A 17,456-nucleotide genomic window follows, 5' to 3' on the forward strand; every position below is an offset into this window, starting at 1 on the left:
ATCAGCTCATCAGCTCATCAGCTCATCAGCTCATCAGCTCATCAGCTCATCAGCTCATCAGCTCAGGCGTAGGCCGCAGCACCCACCGGTTACATCATCTCGACAATCTGACGCCCGGCCCCAAGTCGCCTATCGCGCGTGGATTAACTGGCCATCCATTCCAGAAGTCGCGATTGGAAGGCCCGACGCGCACTGTGGTGGTCAGCGGTTTGGGGTCTAATGTGACCCACTTACACGTTTTACCGCAAACAGAACGGACGGTGCGAAAGCAGCGCGACCGATCCCTGACGGTGGTTCGCTTCCGGTTGAGGCTCACACAACGCCTCTGGCCGATCCCCATACCTATGCCCGCATTTCTACCAACCCACTGACTGCCTGACGGGCAGGGCGGTGCCTTGCCTCGATTGTGCTCAAGCCCCTCACAGGAGAGTTTCAAAATGACCAATCAGTCCCCAGACACCCAGCCCGCCCTTCGCCCGTTCAACGTCCTGGTTCGGGGCGGTCGCTTGACCAAGTTCAAGGGTCAGGTGGCGAGCCTTGCGCCAGGGCTCTCGGTTGTGGCGACGGCTGCAGTGCTGTTCAGCGGCAGCGCAGCACAGGCCGCGTGTACGGCAACAGATGGCGTGGCCACATGTACCGCTGACAACCACCCTGGCACCCCTCGCTTCGACTCCTACGAATCTGGCATCATCTATACCGAAGCAGATGCGGTTCACACCCTGACACTGCCAGACCATCCTGAATTCACTGTGCTCGGCCGTGGGGTGGAAGTGACTTATGGAGGTGGCGAGAATGTTTCTGTGCACATGCGGAACGGGACCGTCAACGCCACGGACAATCGTAGTGAGAATCACGGGGTTTCGGCGAGCACCACATCCACAGGTACCGGAAGCGTGCGCGCCGAACTGAATGGTGCCACCGTTGGCCTCGATCGTGACAGTGCAGATAACATCACCATAAGCAGTAACAGTTCTGCCGGAGTTCGTGCGAATGTTGGCTACAATGCGATCAAAGCCGATAATGCGAGCACACCCGAGGCCAATGCGGTCATGACCGGAGGAAAGATTACGATTGAGTCCGGTACATTTGCCGAGGGGGTTTCGGCGGGCAGCTTGAGTAAGCAGGGTCGTGTGGTACAGAATAGTGATGGCACTTTTACTGTGGAAAGTGGCGGTGATGTGACGGCGCACATGAGTGGCGGTTTCATCCACTCTAAGGCGGCGGCAGGGGGGTCATTCGCGGTTCGTGCAGATTCCCACCAAACAGATTATGTCGGCACGGTGACGGCGTCAATGAGCGGAGGCGAAATCTACACGGAGAATTCTAGTGGTCTCGGCCTGCATGCATCAATCCGTGCCACAAGCGAAGGCACCACTGCAATCGCGCACATGAGTGGCGGCAAAATCACCACGACAGGGGGGGGTAATTCTTTTGCGGTTTCGGCAAATATCAAGAACAACACACTATCGGAGAGCCTCACGCGCATTGCCAAGTCCAATATGGTGGCGAAAATAACCGGAGGCACGATCGAGACGTTTGGTTCAACCGCGGTTAAGGCGGGCCACATTGGCGTTGGCAATGCGACTGCGGAATTAAGTGAAGATGTTGGCAAAACAAGCCGCATCATCGTGAATGGAGGCTCGGGGCACGGGCTTCGGGCGGATAGTATCAATGCTGATCCTGAATCCACGGGGGTGGCGACGGCCCTGGTAAAAGCCGGGGAGATCACCCTTTTCGGTGGCAATAGCGTTGGAGCCGATTCGCAGGCCAATGGCGGCAAAGGCAAGGCGCTGACGCGAATGGAGGGCGGCTCTATCACCACGCATGGTTCATACTCCTACGGGCTTGAGGCGCAGGTTGACAACCCGGACAGTACAGGAGTGGCGACGGTGGAAATGACCGGGGGGACGATCGTGACGGGGGAGCGGCGGGTTGATGGTACCGGTGGTGGTGGCAACTCCCATGGGATTTTGGCGCACAACTCTGGTAAGGGTGACATGATCGTGGACATGAGTGTTGGTAATGGCACAATCACCACGAAGGGGGGCGGGTCTCACGGGATTTATGTGGAAGCACAAGCGCAAAGGCGCGCGGATTTCACGCGGGTGAGAGCGGGCTCGGCGACGCAGGCGCGGGCGATTGTCAAGCTGGGTACGTTTGCCAGGGTCGAGGCTGAAGGATTGGGTTCAGACGGGATCCGCATTTCAGGGAACATAGTGGATGCGGATGACGACACCAGCACCCTGAACGACCTTGTTACGTTAGGCGCACAAGGCTTTGACATAGACGTGGCTGGGTATGTGAAAGGCAATGCTGCCGCGATCCGAACGATATCCAGCGAAGCCGGGACGATTACTATTGACAGCGGTGCCAAGGTGCATGCCGGGAGTTCTGGCATTGCAATACGCACGGAGACTGCCGCTGCCGGGGGGAATGGCGTGCCGATAGCAGGCGCCGACAACGGTAAGGCGGTTATCAGGTCGGCAGGGGACATCAACGGCAATATTGAGCTTGATGCCGGTGGCGATGAACTGATTGTGACAGGTGGAAGCATCGACGGTAATGTTTATGGCGCGGATGGCAACAATATCGTGAAACTGCAAAGTGGCCGTTTCACCGGGGATATTCATCTTGTGGCGGGTAATAATACCGTGGACATAGAAGATGGCACTTTCACCGGTGGCATTTATGGCGGAGAGGGTGATGATACAGTCACGATTTTTGCCGCAGTCAGCTATGATGGATCCCATGTTCTGGACGGCGGCCTAGGCGATAACGATCGGCTCACTGTGGAGGGCAAGACTATTAGTAACACAACGGATAACTTCCTTAATTGGGAGAGCGTCACGCTGGAGAAAAGCGCGAATCTGAGCCTGTCCGGGGTTGGCAGGCTGGACACGGCGCTGGACATCGACGCCACGTCCACGTTCCGCGCGTTTGGCGAGCAAAATGGCGCCCGCACCGATATGATCATCGCACGTGATGTGACCAATGATGGCGTTGCCATCTTCAGCGTTCAGGACGGTGTTGCGGGGGATGTCATCACCATAGACGGGGATTACACCGGATCGGGCACAAGTACCTTTGCCCTGGATGCGCGTATGGATGGCACGGACACCGACAGGCTTCACTTCACCGGCGATGTGTCAGGCGATATGGAAGTGTTGATTGCCAGCGTGGGCAACGCCGGTGCCACGGGCGGACCACTTGAGATCTACGTGGTCTCTGTTGACGGCGAGTCTGATGACGCAACCTTCACCCTGATGGAAGGCAATTATGTGATGTCGGACGGAGAGCATGGGGTGATTGCGGGCGCTCACCTCTACAGGCTGGCTGAGGTTGAGGTTGAGGCGCAGGATGGCGGCAGCAGCACCTGGTGGGCGTTGAGCGCGCTGTCAGAGAGCGGTGAAGTCACCTATCAACCGTCCGCGCCGATCTATGACAGCTATGGTGCGTCGCTGCTGGCGTTTAATGCGCCCTCTGGGCTGGACGCACGGGGCAGTGCGCAGGACTTCCGGCGCCTGGCCTGGAGCGGCGCAGGGGCTGATGCGGCTGATCAGGATACGGGCACGCCACTGTGGATCCGGATGGGGACAGGGCAGCTCACCACGTCGGAAGAGCACAGCACCACAGGGGCGGCACTTGAGAGCAGTCTGTGGGAGATGGAGATCGGGGCGGATCTGACCCTGAACAGCAGTGATGCGGGGCTTCTTGTGGGCGGGCTGATGTTCTCCTACGGGACGGGCAGTACGGATGTCAGCTCTGACCTGGGGGACGGGTCGATCGAGACCAGTGGTCTGGGCCTTGGGCTGGCAGCCACGTGGTATGATGCGCGCCGGTTCTATGTTGACGGACAGGTGACGCTGACCTCCTACACCAGCGACCTGACCTCGGACAGGCTTGGGACCCTGACCGAGGGCAACAGCGGGACGGGCTATGCGCTGTCGCTGGAGGCGGGACAGCAGCTTGATCTGGGCACGCGGCTGACGGTGACGCCGCAATCCCAGCTGAGCCTGTCGTCAGTGACGTTCAGTGACTTCACGAGTGAGGCGCACCGGGAGGCGGTCGCGCTGAGCGACGCGTCCAGCCAGCAGCTGCGGCTTGGGCTTGAGGTCGCGGCGCAGGAGCGTGGGGAGAGTGGCCTTTATGGCATTGTGAACCTGTACCATGAGTTTGGCGCGGGCAGTGAGGTGGAGGTGGCCGGGACGTCGCTGACGACGGAGCATGAGCCCTGGACCCTTGGGGCTGGTCTTGGCGGTAGCTATGTCCTGACAGACCGTGTGGACCTGTTTGGCGACGTTGCCTATGCCACCGGGCTCAGCAATGCGGGCGACACCAGCGCCCTCAGCGCAAATGCAGGGCTCAAAGTGGTGTTCTAGAGAGAGACCAGCATTGCCATTGTGATTGTTGGAACGTCAGCACGCAGGCCTCTTGAGTACCGCAATTCTGCTTGCCAGCCTTGCAATCTGCGCAGGATGTGTCGCTGTCTTCCCGTTCTCTCCGCCGAAAGATCGCTTAGGAGGTTTGCGCACAGGAAATTCGCACAATTGAGCGTCTTTTCATTAAACCGTGTTGATGAAATGAAAACCTGGTGGGTACAGGCCGTGCTATAGTCGATGTCTATCCAAATATAGGATTTGGGAATTTCACAATGCGGCCGCCGCGTCCCAGTATTGGGCAGGAAACGAATGGCGCGCCTACATCTGCAATAAACTCAGTCTGCTACTTGCGAGCCGAGTGGGTCCGGCGGTTCATCGGTATCAAAGGCTCACGATCGCATTTCAACATCCAAAGAATAGCAATCATCATGCGCCTGCTTAAGACGTTAGCCCTGATCACGACTGCCATTGTCACCTTGGCCACCTCCGTCTTTGCAAACGTCTACGAAGGTCAACTCTCCTCTTATTCCGATCAACAGGTCTTGAACTATCTCGTCCGCGAACATGCGCGAGATCCATCAACCTTCGCGGATGCGCACGCTTACATCCTCGTGAACCGGCCGGCAATTATGGAGGAGTACCTCAGTCAAACCTTGAACTGGGCGTCGGACACTCGTCGCTTTTCCTTTGCGGCGCCAAGTGCCGGGGAGACCTCCGGAGCTGGCTCGATGATCGTTCTTGGGGTCGTTGGAATAGCGACTGCACTTTCACTTGCAGACGATGGTGGTGGCATTGGCGGTGGTGATAGCCCAGGTCCCAACCCATCACCGCCTCCAAGACCAAGTCCAAGCCCATCACCTGATCCGACTGATCCTGTTGATCCAGGCCCCGGACCTGACAATCCCGCCTACTACCAAACTCCGGAATTCGAGGAAAACTATGGCCTGGGTCTAATTGGAGCCGATGAGCGATACGCAAAAGGCGGACAAGGAAAAGGCATAAAAATCTCAATCCTGGACAGTGGTATAGATATCTACAATCGAGATTTCAGAGGGAAAATCGACTTTGAAAACAGCTACTCTTATGTCGGAGACCCCGACGACATATCTGAACCTGACGGTTCTGGCCCTTTCGGTCACGGCACCCACGTTGCCGGCATAGCCGCAGCTAGGAAAGACGGTGGAGGCACCCACGGCGTTGCCTTTGCATCTGAGCTTGTAATCTTCAAAGGGCTTAGTAATTGGCCTGATGCGATAAACCGCTCAATCGACGCTGGCGCGCACGTAATGAACAACAGCTGGGTATACGTCGATGGTGACCGGGTCACCATTCCAATCACTGATTACACAAGTCATGATGATTCTACGAATCACAGACGTCTCACAGCTGCTCTTGGAGGGGCAACAGGTACAACCATCAAAGCCCTGAATAGAGCCAAAGAGAATGACTTGATAAGCATTGTTGCCGCAGGCAACCACAACCTGCCTGAAGTTGCAGTCAATGCAGGCATTCCAGTTGTACTGCCCGAATATGACGGCTATTTCATCGCCGTCGTCGCTGTCGATGAATTCAAAAACATAGCGGGCTTTTCCAACCACTGTGGCGTCGCAAAGGACTTTTGTCTCGCGGCGCCAGGCGTAGGTATCCTTAGCACCAGCAATGGCGGGGGCGTCCGTCCCGATAGCGGAACATCCATGGCAGCCCCACATGTCACCGGAGCTTATGCCGTATTGAAGAGCCAGTGGCCAGAACTGCCAGCCCCCGAAATAGCTCAGATTATGTTCGCGGCAGCTGAAGATCTCGGTGAGCCGGGTGTTGACCCGATCTACGGGCAGGGCCTTCTGAATCTGGCCAACGCTATGCTCCCTGCCGGTGACCTTGTTGTCTATCAGGGCAACACCACCGCTGACGACGCCATGCCGCTCGCCGAAACGGGCATCGTTGCCAGCGGCGCCCTGGCTCCCGCCCTCAACCAGGCCCTCGCAGGCCAGGTCTTGATGGTTGCAGATAAGTATACGCGCGGATTTGAGCTCGCTGCTGGCGCCCTGGTCTCCGAGACCGAAGCGCCAAGACCTCGTCTCATGATCGCAAAGGAAGTAAAGGTCAGCGACAGCCTGACGGTCGTGCGTTCAGATCACGGCACAAGCATCCTTGTTGGTGGGGATGTGTCCTCCTATGAGATAAACCTCGGAGAAACAGATCCCGGCGCAGATCCATTTGGGCAGCTTTTGACGGAGGACTACGCATTCGGGCACGACGTCCAGCTGACAGACGCGCTGGCGCTGACGACGGACCATGCAATCGGATCATCCACTGACACCTTCTCAAGGACCAGGATAGGGCTTGAAGCAAAAGACAAGGATGGGTCAGGCTTTTCTGCCCGGGTCGGCCGTATCGAAGAGAACGGGACAGTCCTTGGGTCCCGCTTTATGGGCGCTGCAGGTCAGGGCGGAAACAGCAATACCTCATTCCTTGAGATATCGGGATCTGTTGCTTTTGGGCGCGGCACGCTCCTGACAGCATCTGGCACGCAAAGCCGGACAGATTTTCGACAGGAAGGTTTGGTCACTGGCGGCGCAAACCTGATGGGGCGTGCTGGCGAAGTCTCAATCAGCCAGGCGCATTTTCTCGGCAGCCCAGGTACGATGCGCCTGGCTGTCTCCAGTCCGCTCCAGATCTCATCGGGCGAAATCTCAATCGACCTCCCGCAAGACAGGGTTGCAGCAGTGGCCGGCCGGGAAAGCACGGGTGTGACAAGAACCTCTGAAACTGTCGACATTACACCGTCAGAGCGGCCGATCGATATTGGGCTGACCTATCAGATTGCGTCAGATACTCCCGGACCGGATATTCTGTTGAGTGCCGGATATCGCGCGCAAGGCGGTGACCCAGATCCCTACATTGGGTTTGCGCTCAGTCACAGCTTCTGATCCGTAGGACGCGCAGCCCGGTCACAGGGAACAATTCCGCTGCCGCCAAAGTCGCGCAAATCTACTGGCTCTTCGACGCCTCGCGGACGTTGGTACAGGATTTCCTTTGAGACGCTCATTCATGCGTCCGGTCACGGCGCTGATCAGTTAGGTTGTTGGCTTTGATATGCCCTTAGCAGCCGTCCGAGTTCAACAGCGAACGAGCGGATATCTTCAATGGATACATGGGGCGTGGTTTGCGAGCGTCAGTTCTCGAGTCTGAACTGTTGAGAGTTTGAGTTTCGTAGCTCCAATTGGGCCCGTTGTTGTCAAAACACAAAGCGTCCCATGTTGCTGAGCCCGGCCCTAGGACGTCGCCAAGATCGTCACAAACCTCTTCTATCAGGTTGGTCCAGAAATTTAGTTCTTGCAATAAACAACGCGCCCGAACGAGATTTTGGTTTGCGGCAATGCCATGCTGTTTACCTATACAGGTGTAGTAAGGCACATTAAAGCAATGATGCCTAGCGTCTTGATAATCCAGCAGACATACTTGTAGCACCTGCGTTTCGCGCTCTTCTGCTCTTCACCAGCGAGCGCCGCGTCGATGTCAGACAGTCTCGACAGTCGCTCAAGGGTGCATCAGAACTCGCGGCGAGTTTTTGCGTTTCATCGGTCATATCTTTATCTTCTGCGTTCATCCGTACAGTGCCACTGCAGCTTCCTTCAAACTCAGGTTATGTTGATCCTCACTAAGTCATAGCTATCATCTATCGTTAAATAGAGATTTGGAATTGGTATATTGGCGTATTGTCGTGTGTAGTAAACATACTGAATACTACTCGAGGCAAACGATGTTATGGGCAAGGCTTCAATACCTGTGGAATGCATGCGCGCTGAGCGCACGAATAGGTCAGCCACCTGTCAGTGTTGATGTCCAGAGAGTCCTGAATTGTTTGCGACTTCCGGTTCGTTGATGTTACGTAGCTTGCAGACATTCGCATCGCGAGAAATAGTTATCGACTACTACGTGAATGAATTGGATAAACCATCCGAAGGTGTCCAAACAGATATTCGTGCAACACATTCTGCTCTTCTGACGAAACCGAATGCAGTGGAGATCGGAGGACACTCTTCAAAGACCGGTCTATCGATTGCGCTGGCGCCCGTGAAGCTCGATGGATATGATTGAAAACGCCTTTCCACACGAATTCGCAAGATGCCTGTACCGCAACGCAAGCAGCATTGTTCGTCGGTTCAATCACCGCGTCTGGATCAGTTTCAAACATCCCAAACACAGGAGGAATACGACCACTGTTTCTAATTGAGGGCGTACTTAGATTGGAGGAAAGCTCCTCCTCGTCCTAGATCCAAGAGACAGGCAATACAATAGTCTGATCTCAAAACCTGGCTGGAGCCAATCCAGCCTCCACAGGAGAAGTTACTCTATGAGCTGTAATCTGGAAACCGCAATGATTGACGTTAACAGATTCGAAGGTAGTGGTCGAGGTCGTATCTCGGCGTAGGCCCAGAATTGTAGAGTAGAATCAGAAGTATGATAAAGGATTGACACACATGAAACTCAAGTGTTTTACCGCTGGCGCTGTTGCCATTCTTATTGCTGCGTGCTCGCAGCCGGAAGAACCTGCACCGGAAGCACCTACGCCGGTCTACATTGCGCCGGAGTACAATAAGTTAGGCGAACCAATTTGCCCGGTAAACACGGTGCTGTCCGTGGCCGAGGCAGGTCGGACTGTCTGTAGTTCGACCACATCATAGACAGGTCGCGGGCGGCTTTACTCAAGGCCGTCCCTACATGTCATCTGGGAAAGCCGTCCCTTGGGCGGTTTTCTTGTTCGTTAGGCGCTATCGAGCTGTCGCTATTCAGGGACCAGGAAGCAGAGTTTTTATTGATATGTCGAAAACTCTGTGTAGCGATCAGTTCTGTATACCACCTCCCCCACCTAACAAACAGATGAAAGCCGGATGCTTTCTCTTATGCATCATATCGTCGACTTCAATACCATGGTAAGGATTCCAGTTACATCTGGTGCGAGCACACAGAAACATTCTATCCTATAGCCAGTCTCTTAGTTGTTCAACGACTATCATCAACGAAGGCTGAACTACATTCAGGATACACCTTGTAGGAGTGAAGTTTTGGCGCTTAAGACTGTAAGCAAAGGATTGCTACTCATTCCGATTGATTTCCCGTACACATTCTTGTTTGCGCTTGAGTGGTTGATCTGTAAGAGAGATGGCCTCATTGCAAATAGCCTAAGTCTATTTTTCAATGTGTTTTTGGTATTGGTCTTCACCCGAAAAACGGCCGAATATAAAACTGCCCTTTGGGCTCGGCGTGACGCGGAAACGAATGTCGGTTGTTCTCCAGCCGCGTCACGCGACACATCAATTTGTGATGTCTTTTCTGATCATAAAGATCATGCGTGAAAAACGCAAAGAGACTAAACTGAAAACCAAACGTTAGCAATTTCTCTGCTTACGAAGCATAAGTTGCTGTGTGATACTTTATGTTTGTGGTTTTTGCAGAAACCTCGTTTGCGATGGTCTGTGTCGTGTCACCACGAAAGCTGGAACGGATGAGCAGTTGGACGCCACAAAGTCCAGACCATGACCCAGCTAGCTACTCGCAGTAATGTGCTAAAGTAACGCGGATGGTTCGAGCTCTAGTTTGCTGAATCTGTCGATCCACAGCCTAGGTATTAAGGAAGAAGATGAAGGCGGATAGAGCGCTCGCAAACACAGCTGCTCCAAGCGCAAGAATGCAATGCCGTGTAAACTCACGAGCACAGGATTCATCGCGAGAGATTAGGTAATCAGTGAATCTCGCTATCTTGGTCCAACCATCTGGAAGCGGTGGAGTGGAAACTGTCGTAGGAACCGCCTCGATTCCAACATGCACAGCACGGAGCCGAACGGACTGGGCCTCATGGCAAGGAACTTTGATCGGCAGATTCTGGAAATCCAGATCCGGATTGCCGTGCTCAACCGTCACACCCTACTTTACATGCCGGTCACCAAACCGGCGGGTTAAGTCTGTCATTAAAAGAGGGGGGACATCCGCCCGAACCTAACTTGTGCAACAAAGCCGCAGTTAAACCTGCACGCGCGTAATCTCGCGGATTAGGTCGCTTGTCTCTGGGCGCGTCGCTTGGTGCCGGTATCGCAGGGCATGGACCGTTCGCGACAAATCAAGACCATCAATGGGTATCGCTACCAGGCCTATGTCTTCTGGAACTGCTGTGGATGGCAAGATCACCGCCCCTGAGCCTTGTCGTGCAAGTTCGATCAGCCAATCGACCCGATTTGACCGATAAGCTGCATAAAGCTCGTGACCCTGATCAGCGCATGTGCTGTGCAGTGTGTCACGCATTTCGCAGTTCAGTCGGTCGAGCATGTTGGTATTTGAAAGGGTCGAAAGACTCACTGCTGTCTCTTTCGACAATGGATGCGCGTGTGCTACCACCACCTTGTACTCTTCATCATAGAGCTGATCTATGCGGTAGAGCTCCTCGCTTGCTTTCTCTGTAGTAATCAAGACATCAAATTCGCCGTCTGTCAGACCGGCCCGCAATTCGGAAGAAGACGCCACGATCAACTCAATATCGACCCTTGGCAGTCGTGCACGAATGCGCTCCACTGCCGCTGAGACTCTGTTGTGGCCGATCGTTTCGCCGATTCCTACTGAGATCGGGACCCGTTCCAGTCGCATGTGTCGAACCGCTTCGTCCTTAGCTTGCCGCGTTTCATTGCAAACCTTCTGAAGCCTTGGCTGCATAAGCTTTCCAAGGGCCGTCAACCTGCATCCGGCTCGATCCCGAATGAACAACGCGCCACCGAGTTCGTCCTCAAGTTTCTTGATGCCCGTTGTCAAGGATGGTTGGGAAACATTTGAGGCGCAGGCGGCGTGGGTGAAATTGCGATGCTCACAGACCGCGAGAAAGTATCTGATCTGGTTCATCTCCATTGTTGCCTCCTCAATCAGCACCCTTGGCGCTGTGTATCAACGCAACCTCCATAGTTTTTATCTATTGAAGAATAGATACTCCGTATTGGAGGTTAGCGGCTTTTGTAGGGAACAAGAGCACATCGAAACAACACGATGATGCTTAGATAAGGAGACGAACATGAAAACACAAATCCGTAAGACAGTGGCTGCATTAGCACTGATCGCGACTTCCGCAACCGCACAGGACAACCCTATGGACAACCACACCGCCAGCTTTATCGCCATGCCTGCCGCTGAAGGCCAAACCAAGAACTTCGCTAAGTTTCTGGCCGGGGCAGCGCCAATTGTTAACGAGACTGAGCCGGGCACTGTGCTTTGGTTTGCTCTTCAGGATGACGATACCCTCGCGATCTTTGACGTCTTCGTGGATGACGAAGCCCGCAATGCTCACTTCTCTGGTGCTGTTGCAGGTGCTCTGAAGCAAAACGCTGACAAGCTTGTCGCCGGTGGTTGGGACGATGGTGTTGTCGCGAACATCGACAACTCCAATATCTTGTCCGTGAAGGCACCCGTTGATCTCGACCGGGCAACAACGGCAACCTACATTGCGCTCGAAGCGGCGCCCGGAAAAGGCCCCGAATTGGCAGCGTTACTGACCGCAGCGGGCCCCATCGTAACTAGTACCGAACCCAAGACACTGTTCTGGGCCGCGCTACAAATCGATGAGAACAACTTTGCTGTCTTTGACATCTTTGCCGATAATGCAGGACGCAAGGCACATTTTGCCGGGCAGGTTGCCGGGCTGCTGAACGAAAATGCTTCGGAATTGGTCTCTGGGGGCTGGGATGACGGTGTTGTCGGGAATATCAAAAACTTTGATATACTCGCTATCAAATAGGTAACAGCTTTTGCATGAGTTGAAGCGCCCGGCGCAGGTGTGCTGGGCGCTTCGTTTCTTGTTTACTTCAGATTACATCTTGAGGCCGTCGTTCATTCGCGGCTGCAAAACTACACAATCGGCTGAAAATGAGACAGTGATTTTCCGGGTATTTTGACGTAAAGTGTCCCATTGCTGACCGACCAGTGAGAGCTCGTATGCAGCTCTTAGCATCTGTGTCACAAATCACCGTAATCTGCCAGCAATCCTAAGCGCATTTTTCTCAATGAGATCGGCGACACGCTCGACCATCCTGGCTTCAGCACCATCCATGTCAAAAACAAGCTGGGTCGCTTCTACCCGCTGTGCCACCATCGTATCGACCAACTCCTGAACCCGTTGACGCATCACCCGTGGACTGAAACCCGCATCTTTAGCGATCTGGTCCCAGTCCCGCCGGTCCATCTCGCCGGGCTTGCGTTTTCGGCCTCCCAGTTTTTGAGCATGGTACTGGTTTACATGATCCTAATACAGCACGGTCGATACGTCATAGAGTGGTTCCATGCTGATGTTGCCGCCCAACAATATCGAGTAGTTCTTGGCATGGGCGTCTGTATTGGCGATTAGTATGTTGAAGATGGCCTGATCTTGTAATGCTAAAGCATCCTTTGATGGCAGGTGCTGAGCCGTCGTTAGGAGACTTTGCATATCGATTCCGGCGACTGTGCCCTGTTCGTACTCTTGACCTGGGAAGACCCCGTTAGCTTGGGTGGAGTCTTCCTGGTGCAAACGTCTCAGTGATTCATCCTTCCGCACTGATCGATCATACCGGGCCACTATCAACGCGGTGCGGTCACCTGCTGACAAGACGCCAACCTCGACAGTTGCCAGTCCGCATAATCGCGCCAAAGTTAGGCTGTACGCCTCGTTCTCGACAATGCCTGGTAGATTGGAATTGTCAGGTTTGATGATGACTGTAGAAGGGGCACCGTGCTTAGGGATAGCCAGCGCGTCGGTGTCTGTTGGAAGACCAAGTTTTGGCTTCCCATCGGCACCAAGCGCAAATATTTTGTCGCTGACGACAAAATTGCTGCAATGCTAAAAATGAACAGTCAAACTTGTCTTCAGCGACAAAGGCTACACAGTTAGCCTTTACGTACCAGTTGCAATAACCTGGCAGGAGTTATCAAAGCCGTAACTGTTCGACACTCCAATAGTGCAAGCGTAACGCTGAGATGTCGGACGATCCGAACCCGGTTTTAAAATGAATATGCCGACCGGGTTAGCTTTATCCATGAAAGGACTCAGCACCCCGAACCGATCTGGGAGATCGAACATCGCTACCTGACCATCTGCACCTAGCGCTTCGACGCGATCAGCGCGATAATCTATGTGTTTTCCTTGGTTTTGAAAGCTCTTGTTCTGTCTTGCCCCCGACAAGACCGAACCATCTGTGAACCAATGGCCAAGTCGAGCGGATGAACCATACGATCAAAGAGGCGGAGACTGAGAGCGAACCCGAGGTTCTGGTGCGTTGGTTGGACGATCTGGAAGGCAGCATCGCAGCGATTGGCCTGGAGGCTGGGCTACTATCGTAATGGCTGCATCGCGTACTACCAGAAGCTGGCCTTGATGTGGTCCCCATGGAAACTCGCCAAGTGAAAGGTGCACTAAAGGCAATGCGGATCAGGACGGATCGGCGGGATGCCGAGAGACTTGCGCGTCTTCTTCACCTTGGGTGGTTCCGCCCGGTGCATTGCATGTCAGTCTTTGGGCAGGAAATGTGTGTTCTGCTCGTTGCTCGAAAGGCCATCCAGCAAAACATGATCGTTCTGGAAATGTCGATGTTTGGACTGCTCAGGAACTTCGGTCGCAAGGTCGGTGCGATCTCTCGGGGTGGCTTCGAGACATGCATTCGGGAATTGGCGCATAGCAACTCGATGCTGGAATCCGCAACAACACCAACGCTTCGGGCCAGAGCATGGGCAACCCAGTTTGTGCGACGCCGTGGTCGCAAAACCGTGATGGTTGCACTGGCGCGACACATCGCTATCACCCTCCATCGGATTTGGGTCGATGACAAAACCTTCCAGTAAGACGCGGCGGCAAAAGCTACCTGACCGGATGATATCCGACCCGTTGCCTGCCTGATCGCATATTCAAGGTCCCGCAGGGACGTGGTTCCGATGATGCCATGGTCAGGACGGTCGCTGATCTTCGCCAATTACGCCTAGCACATCGGAATTACATCGAAACAGCATCATGTTGGCAACCAAAGCGTTGACCACGAACCGCAGTATATACCCGAAGGGGCGTAACCGAAAGCCGCGACAAAAGGCTGGGCGGACACGAAAGCATAAAAGGTACCGTTTCGACGGATCAATTGATCAGCGTAAATCGCCTGACTGAAACGACCCTGTTACCGAGGTCCTGACTTTAAGGCCCTTTATCGCGCCTCTTTGCGCTGACAACGCCAGCTTGGAACCATCTAATCAAAAGCCAAAACAAGTAAATGAAAAAGACTAACATCAAGACTGCGACGACTAGAAGTAGAAATAACCCCGTCAAATCAATATTATTCAGCATACAACTTCTCCATGGTCTCTCTCGTCTTCGTTTCAAGATACGAGGTCAAATTACATGTGAACCAGATGAAAATCAAAAAGCCAACGATAAACGCGGCGAACGGATAAACGCTATTGAACATCTCAATGCCATTCATGTAGTGATATCCTTCCATTTGAATCAATGATAAAATCATTAGAGCAAAAAGTTCTTCAAAAGGAAAACTATCGTTCAATAGATCAAAGTACTCTGCCAGGTGGCAATATCACTTTGCGTTTGCTGAAGTTGTTGGATAGCCTCAGTGTGGTAGTCTTCCTGCAATTGCAAGATCTAGATGCGTCTTTTGCCGATCTCCAGTTCAATACGGGCCGTTTTGGCCAGTAACGCCTTGTGGTCGCTTCGGAGGCGAGACTTATCCAAGCGTACCGCTAGAACCGGCTTTTTGGCGATGTAACCATTTTTCAAATTGACAAATCCCATATGGATCAAGTCGATCCGTCATGCCGTGGCTTCGGCCTGAACCCCGAGTTTCTCGATTTTGCCGCAGAGCTGGTTGATTGGTTCGCCGCATTAACCCGGCCAGTCGTACAGCTCTGAGCGGGCATTTTACTGTCAAAATACAAGATGTTTCTGTATACGAGTCACAACCATGATGCTTTCAGGAAACACAATGCCTGTGGCGTTTTCACTTTCGGTAATCGCGCTTCTGAAGAAGAAGATGTCCTTGCAGCTCTCAGCCCCTCGGGACAATTGAAATTTGTTTCACGTACCGGACATGTTTCCGGATGTCATGGATCGCAAGGGTTTGGTCAGGGTAAGCGGCCCTAATACGGTCCAAGGCATCCTCCTTGCAGGAGCGTTTGACTATGTGCTTAATTTTGCCTGCGCGCGCTGTGGTGAATGTGATTTCAAATATATACTCTTTAATACTCATTCAGCGTAGCCTTCAGGCAGTGAGTTGGTTGGTGCAAATGAGGTCATTGACATTGGTATTGCCTAGAGGCAATGCTGCAGCTTCATCCAATAGCGAGATGCCGCAACGATGAAGCGATGACTCCGACCGGATCGTAAGCTCAAAAACCGAGTTTGTCGCGGCTAACGTTGTTTCTGTGTTGACCATTTTTTACCTTTTGTCGAAGAATCCAGACATGTTTGAGGTGTTCCAGTTTAGTATTTTCGAAATACACCAACCTGAATCAAATTGTGCGAAAGGAGGCGATGGCGTATAGGCTACTGCTTCTTGGCTCTCCCCGACTTTCCAAAGCTCTGTTACGTGGCTGCCGCAAATGCGACCAATCAATCCGTCTGTTTGACAGAATACACCCAGGTTGCTGTATTGAGAAATACTTCAATCCTATGCTTGCATAGAGTTCGGCTATGAAACGAGCCACTCAAGTATTGGATGGCTCGTTCTGTCTCCATTTTAGTTGAGGTCGGTTGCTACCTAGTCTGCACCGTCTTTCGACATTTTCTTCTTCGAATGGCGTATGTGTCATCGGATCCAATGTTAAGATCATGACGGCGCCGAGCTCGCGCGATTCCAGCATCAGGAAAGGTCTCCGCAAACGCTGATTATGTAATCGCGTAGCCGTTCTTGCTCCTCATCGCTCCCCATTCTTTCGCATTTGGCGTTTGGCGCGCCCATCTGTGCGATCAGTTGATCCATCCTGGCTTGAGTTTTCAAGTCGCGCTCGGTGATTTCTGGGGACGCTCGCTCATATCTCCGGGATTGGGGCGATCTCTATCGGATTGCGGGTGATCATCGGGTTCTTGGACGATGTATGGCTTGCGGTACAAGAGACCATTGGAAAACAGACGGCGCCGCGGCGATGGCCCTCGTTTTTGAGAAGCATGCCGGGTGTGAAGTATCGCCAGTCGGTGTGTATCTACGCGGCACGACCGAGAAAGCCTAGGCAGGGGGGTACATCCTGCGTGAAGATTCCATGGTGGATTGAGAGGGCAGGCGGCATGAACCATTCATTGGCATGCCTCGATGGTATGTATCGTCAACAAAGGAAAGGTCGTAATGGTGACCCAAAACGTTGTTCTGACCCAGAGCCAAGATTGGCTGGTCCAGTCGCTGATGGCATCAGGACATTGCGAGGATGTGAGTGAAGCGATGTGCATGTGTCTGTGGCTTCTGGAGCAGAAAAAGTAGGGTGCGTTGAGATCAGAACAGGTCTTCTCGAAGATCTCGCGCAGGTAGGATCCGGCGACTTGGCGGAGGGGAGCGGCGAAGAGACAGTACACTGTGTGTTTGGGGCGGCGCGTATTCAATTCCTGCCAAGTTTCTGATCTGGGCGTTGCCGCTGCCAGTAAGCCCTGTGCCTCTGTTTGCCAGCCTTGCAATCTGTGCAGGATGTAATGCGGTCTTCTCATTCACTCCCGAAGATTGCTTAGGAGGTTTGCGTACCGGAATCTCGTAGAATGGACCGCCTTTTCGTGAGGCTGTGTTGACAAAATAAAAAGTTGGCGGGCCCAGGTTTCCCATAGCTGATGCCTATTCAAATATAGGATTTGAGAATTTCCCAATGTAGCAAGCGGGTTCTAGTGTTTGGGTAGGAAACAAATGGTTCGTCCGCCACATGCTCGATAAAAAAATCGCGAATATCCGTAATAAATTCAATATGTTACTTGCGCTTGTGGTGAAGCTGCCGTATCATCAGCTCATCAGCTCATCAGCTCATCAGCTCATCAGCTCATCAGCTCATCAGCTCATCAGCTCATCAGCTCATCAGCTCATCAGCTCATCAGCT

General features: G+C 53.4%; 6 protein-coding genes and 1 pseudogene. 3 read left to right on the forward strand and 4 right to left on the reverse strand.

Translation table 11 applies throughout. From position 1 onward, the window contains the following. The first annotated feature begins 437 nt into the window (after nucleotides 1–437). Nucleotides 438–4,379, forward strand: a complete 3,942-nt coding sequence (locus SLH47_RS25375) for an autotransporter outer membrane beta-barrel domain-containing protein (RefSeq protein ID WP_320243825.1) — start codon at nucleotides 438–440, stop codon at nucleotides 4,377–4,379. Nucleotides 4,380–5,107: 728 nt separating this feature from the next. Then, nucleotides 5,108–7,309: a S8 family peptidase gene (locus SLH47_RS25380; protein WP_320243831.1), complete on the forward strand. Its 2,202-nt coding sequence runs from the start codon at nucleotides 5,108–5,110 to the stop codon at nucleotides 7,307–7,309. A 3,094-nt stretch (nucleotides 7,310–10,403) separates the two neighbouring features. Here the strand turns inward: SLH47_RS25380 and SLH47_RS25385 are convergent. Beyond that, nucleotides 10,404–11,021, reverse strand: a complete 618-nt coding sequence (locus tag SLH47_RS25385) for a LysR family transcriptional regulator substrate-binding protein (RefSeq protein WP_320243832.1) — start codon at nucleotides 11,019–11,021, stop codon at nucleotides 10,404–10,406. An 84-nt stretch (nucleotides 11,022–11,105) separates the two neighbouring features. After that, nucleotides 11,106–11,276 (reverse strand): annotated as a pseudogene (locus SLH47_RS25390) (LysR family transcriptional regulator); the annotation flags it as partial. A 160-nt stretch (nucleotides 11,277–11,436) separates the two neighbouring features. Here SLH47_RS25390 and SLH47_RS25395 point away from each other — a divergent pair. Then, a complete protein-coding gene (locus SLH47_RS25395) occupies nucleotides 11,437–12,156 on the forward strand; it encodes a hypothetical protein (RefSeq protein ID WP_320243827.1) in 720 nt (239 codons plus the stop codon). A 225-nt stretch (nucleotides 12,157–12,381) separates the two neighbouring features. Here SLH47_RS25395 and SLH47_RS25400 read toward each other — a convergent pair whose 3' ends face one another. Next, nucleotides 12,382–12,600, reverse strand: a complete 219-nt coding sequence (locus SLH47_RS25400; RefSeq protein ID WP_320243829.1) for a hypothetical protein — start codon at nucleotides 12,598–12,600, stop codon at nucleotides 12,382–12,384. Nucleotides 12,601–12,660: 60 nt separating this feature from the next. Beyond that, complete coding sequence (locus tag SLH47_RS25405; protein ID WP_320243834.1) at nucleotides 12,661–13,203, reverse strand: HipA domain-containing protein; 543 nt, start codon at nucleotides 13,201–13,203, stop codon at nucleotides 12,661–12,663. Between the last annotated feature and the right edge of the window lie 4,253 nt (nucleotides 13,204–17,456).

Origin of the sequence: Cognatiyoonia sp. IB215182 (assembly GCF_033963905.1) — a bacterium.
Taxonomy (GTDB): Bacteria; Pseudomonadota; Alphaproteobacteria; order Rhodobacterales; family Rhodobacteraceae; genus Yoonia.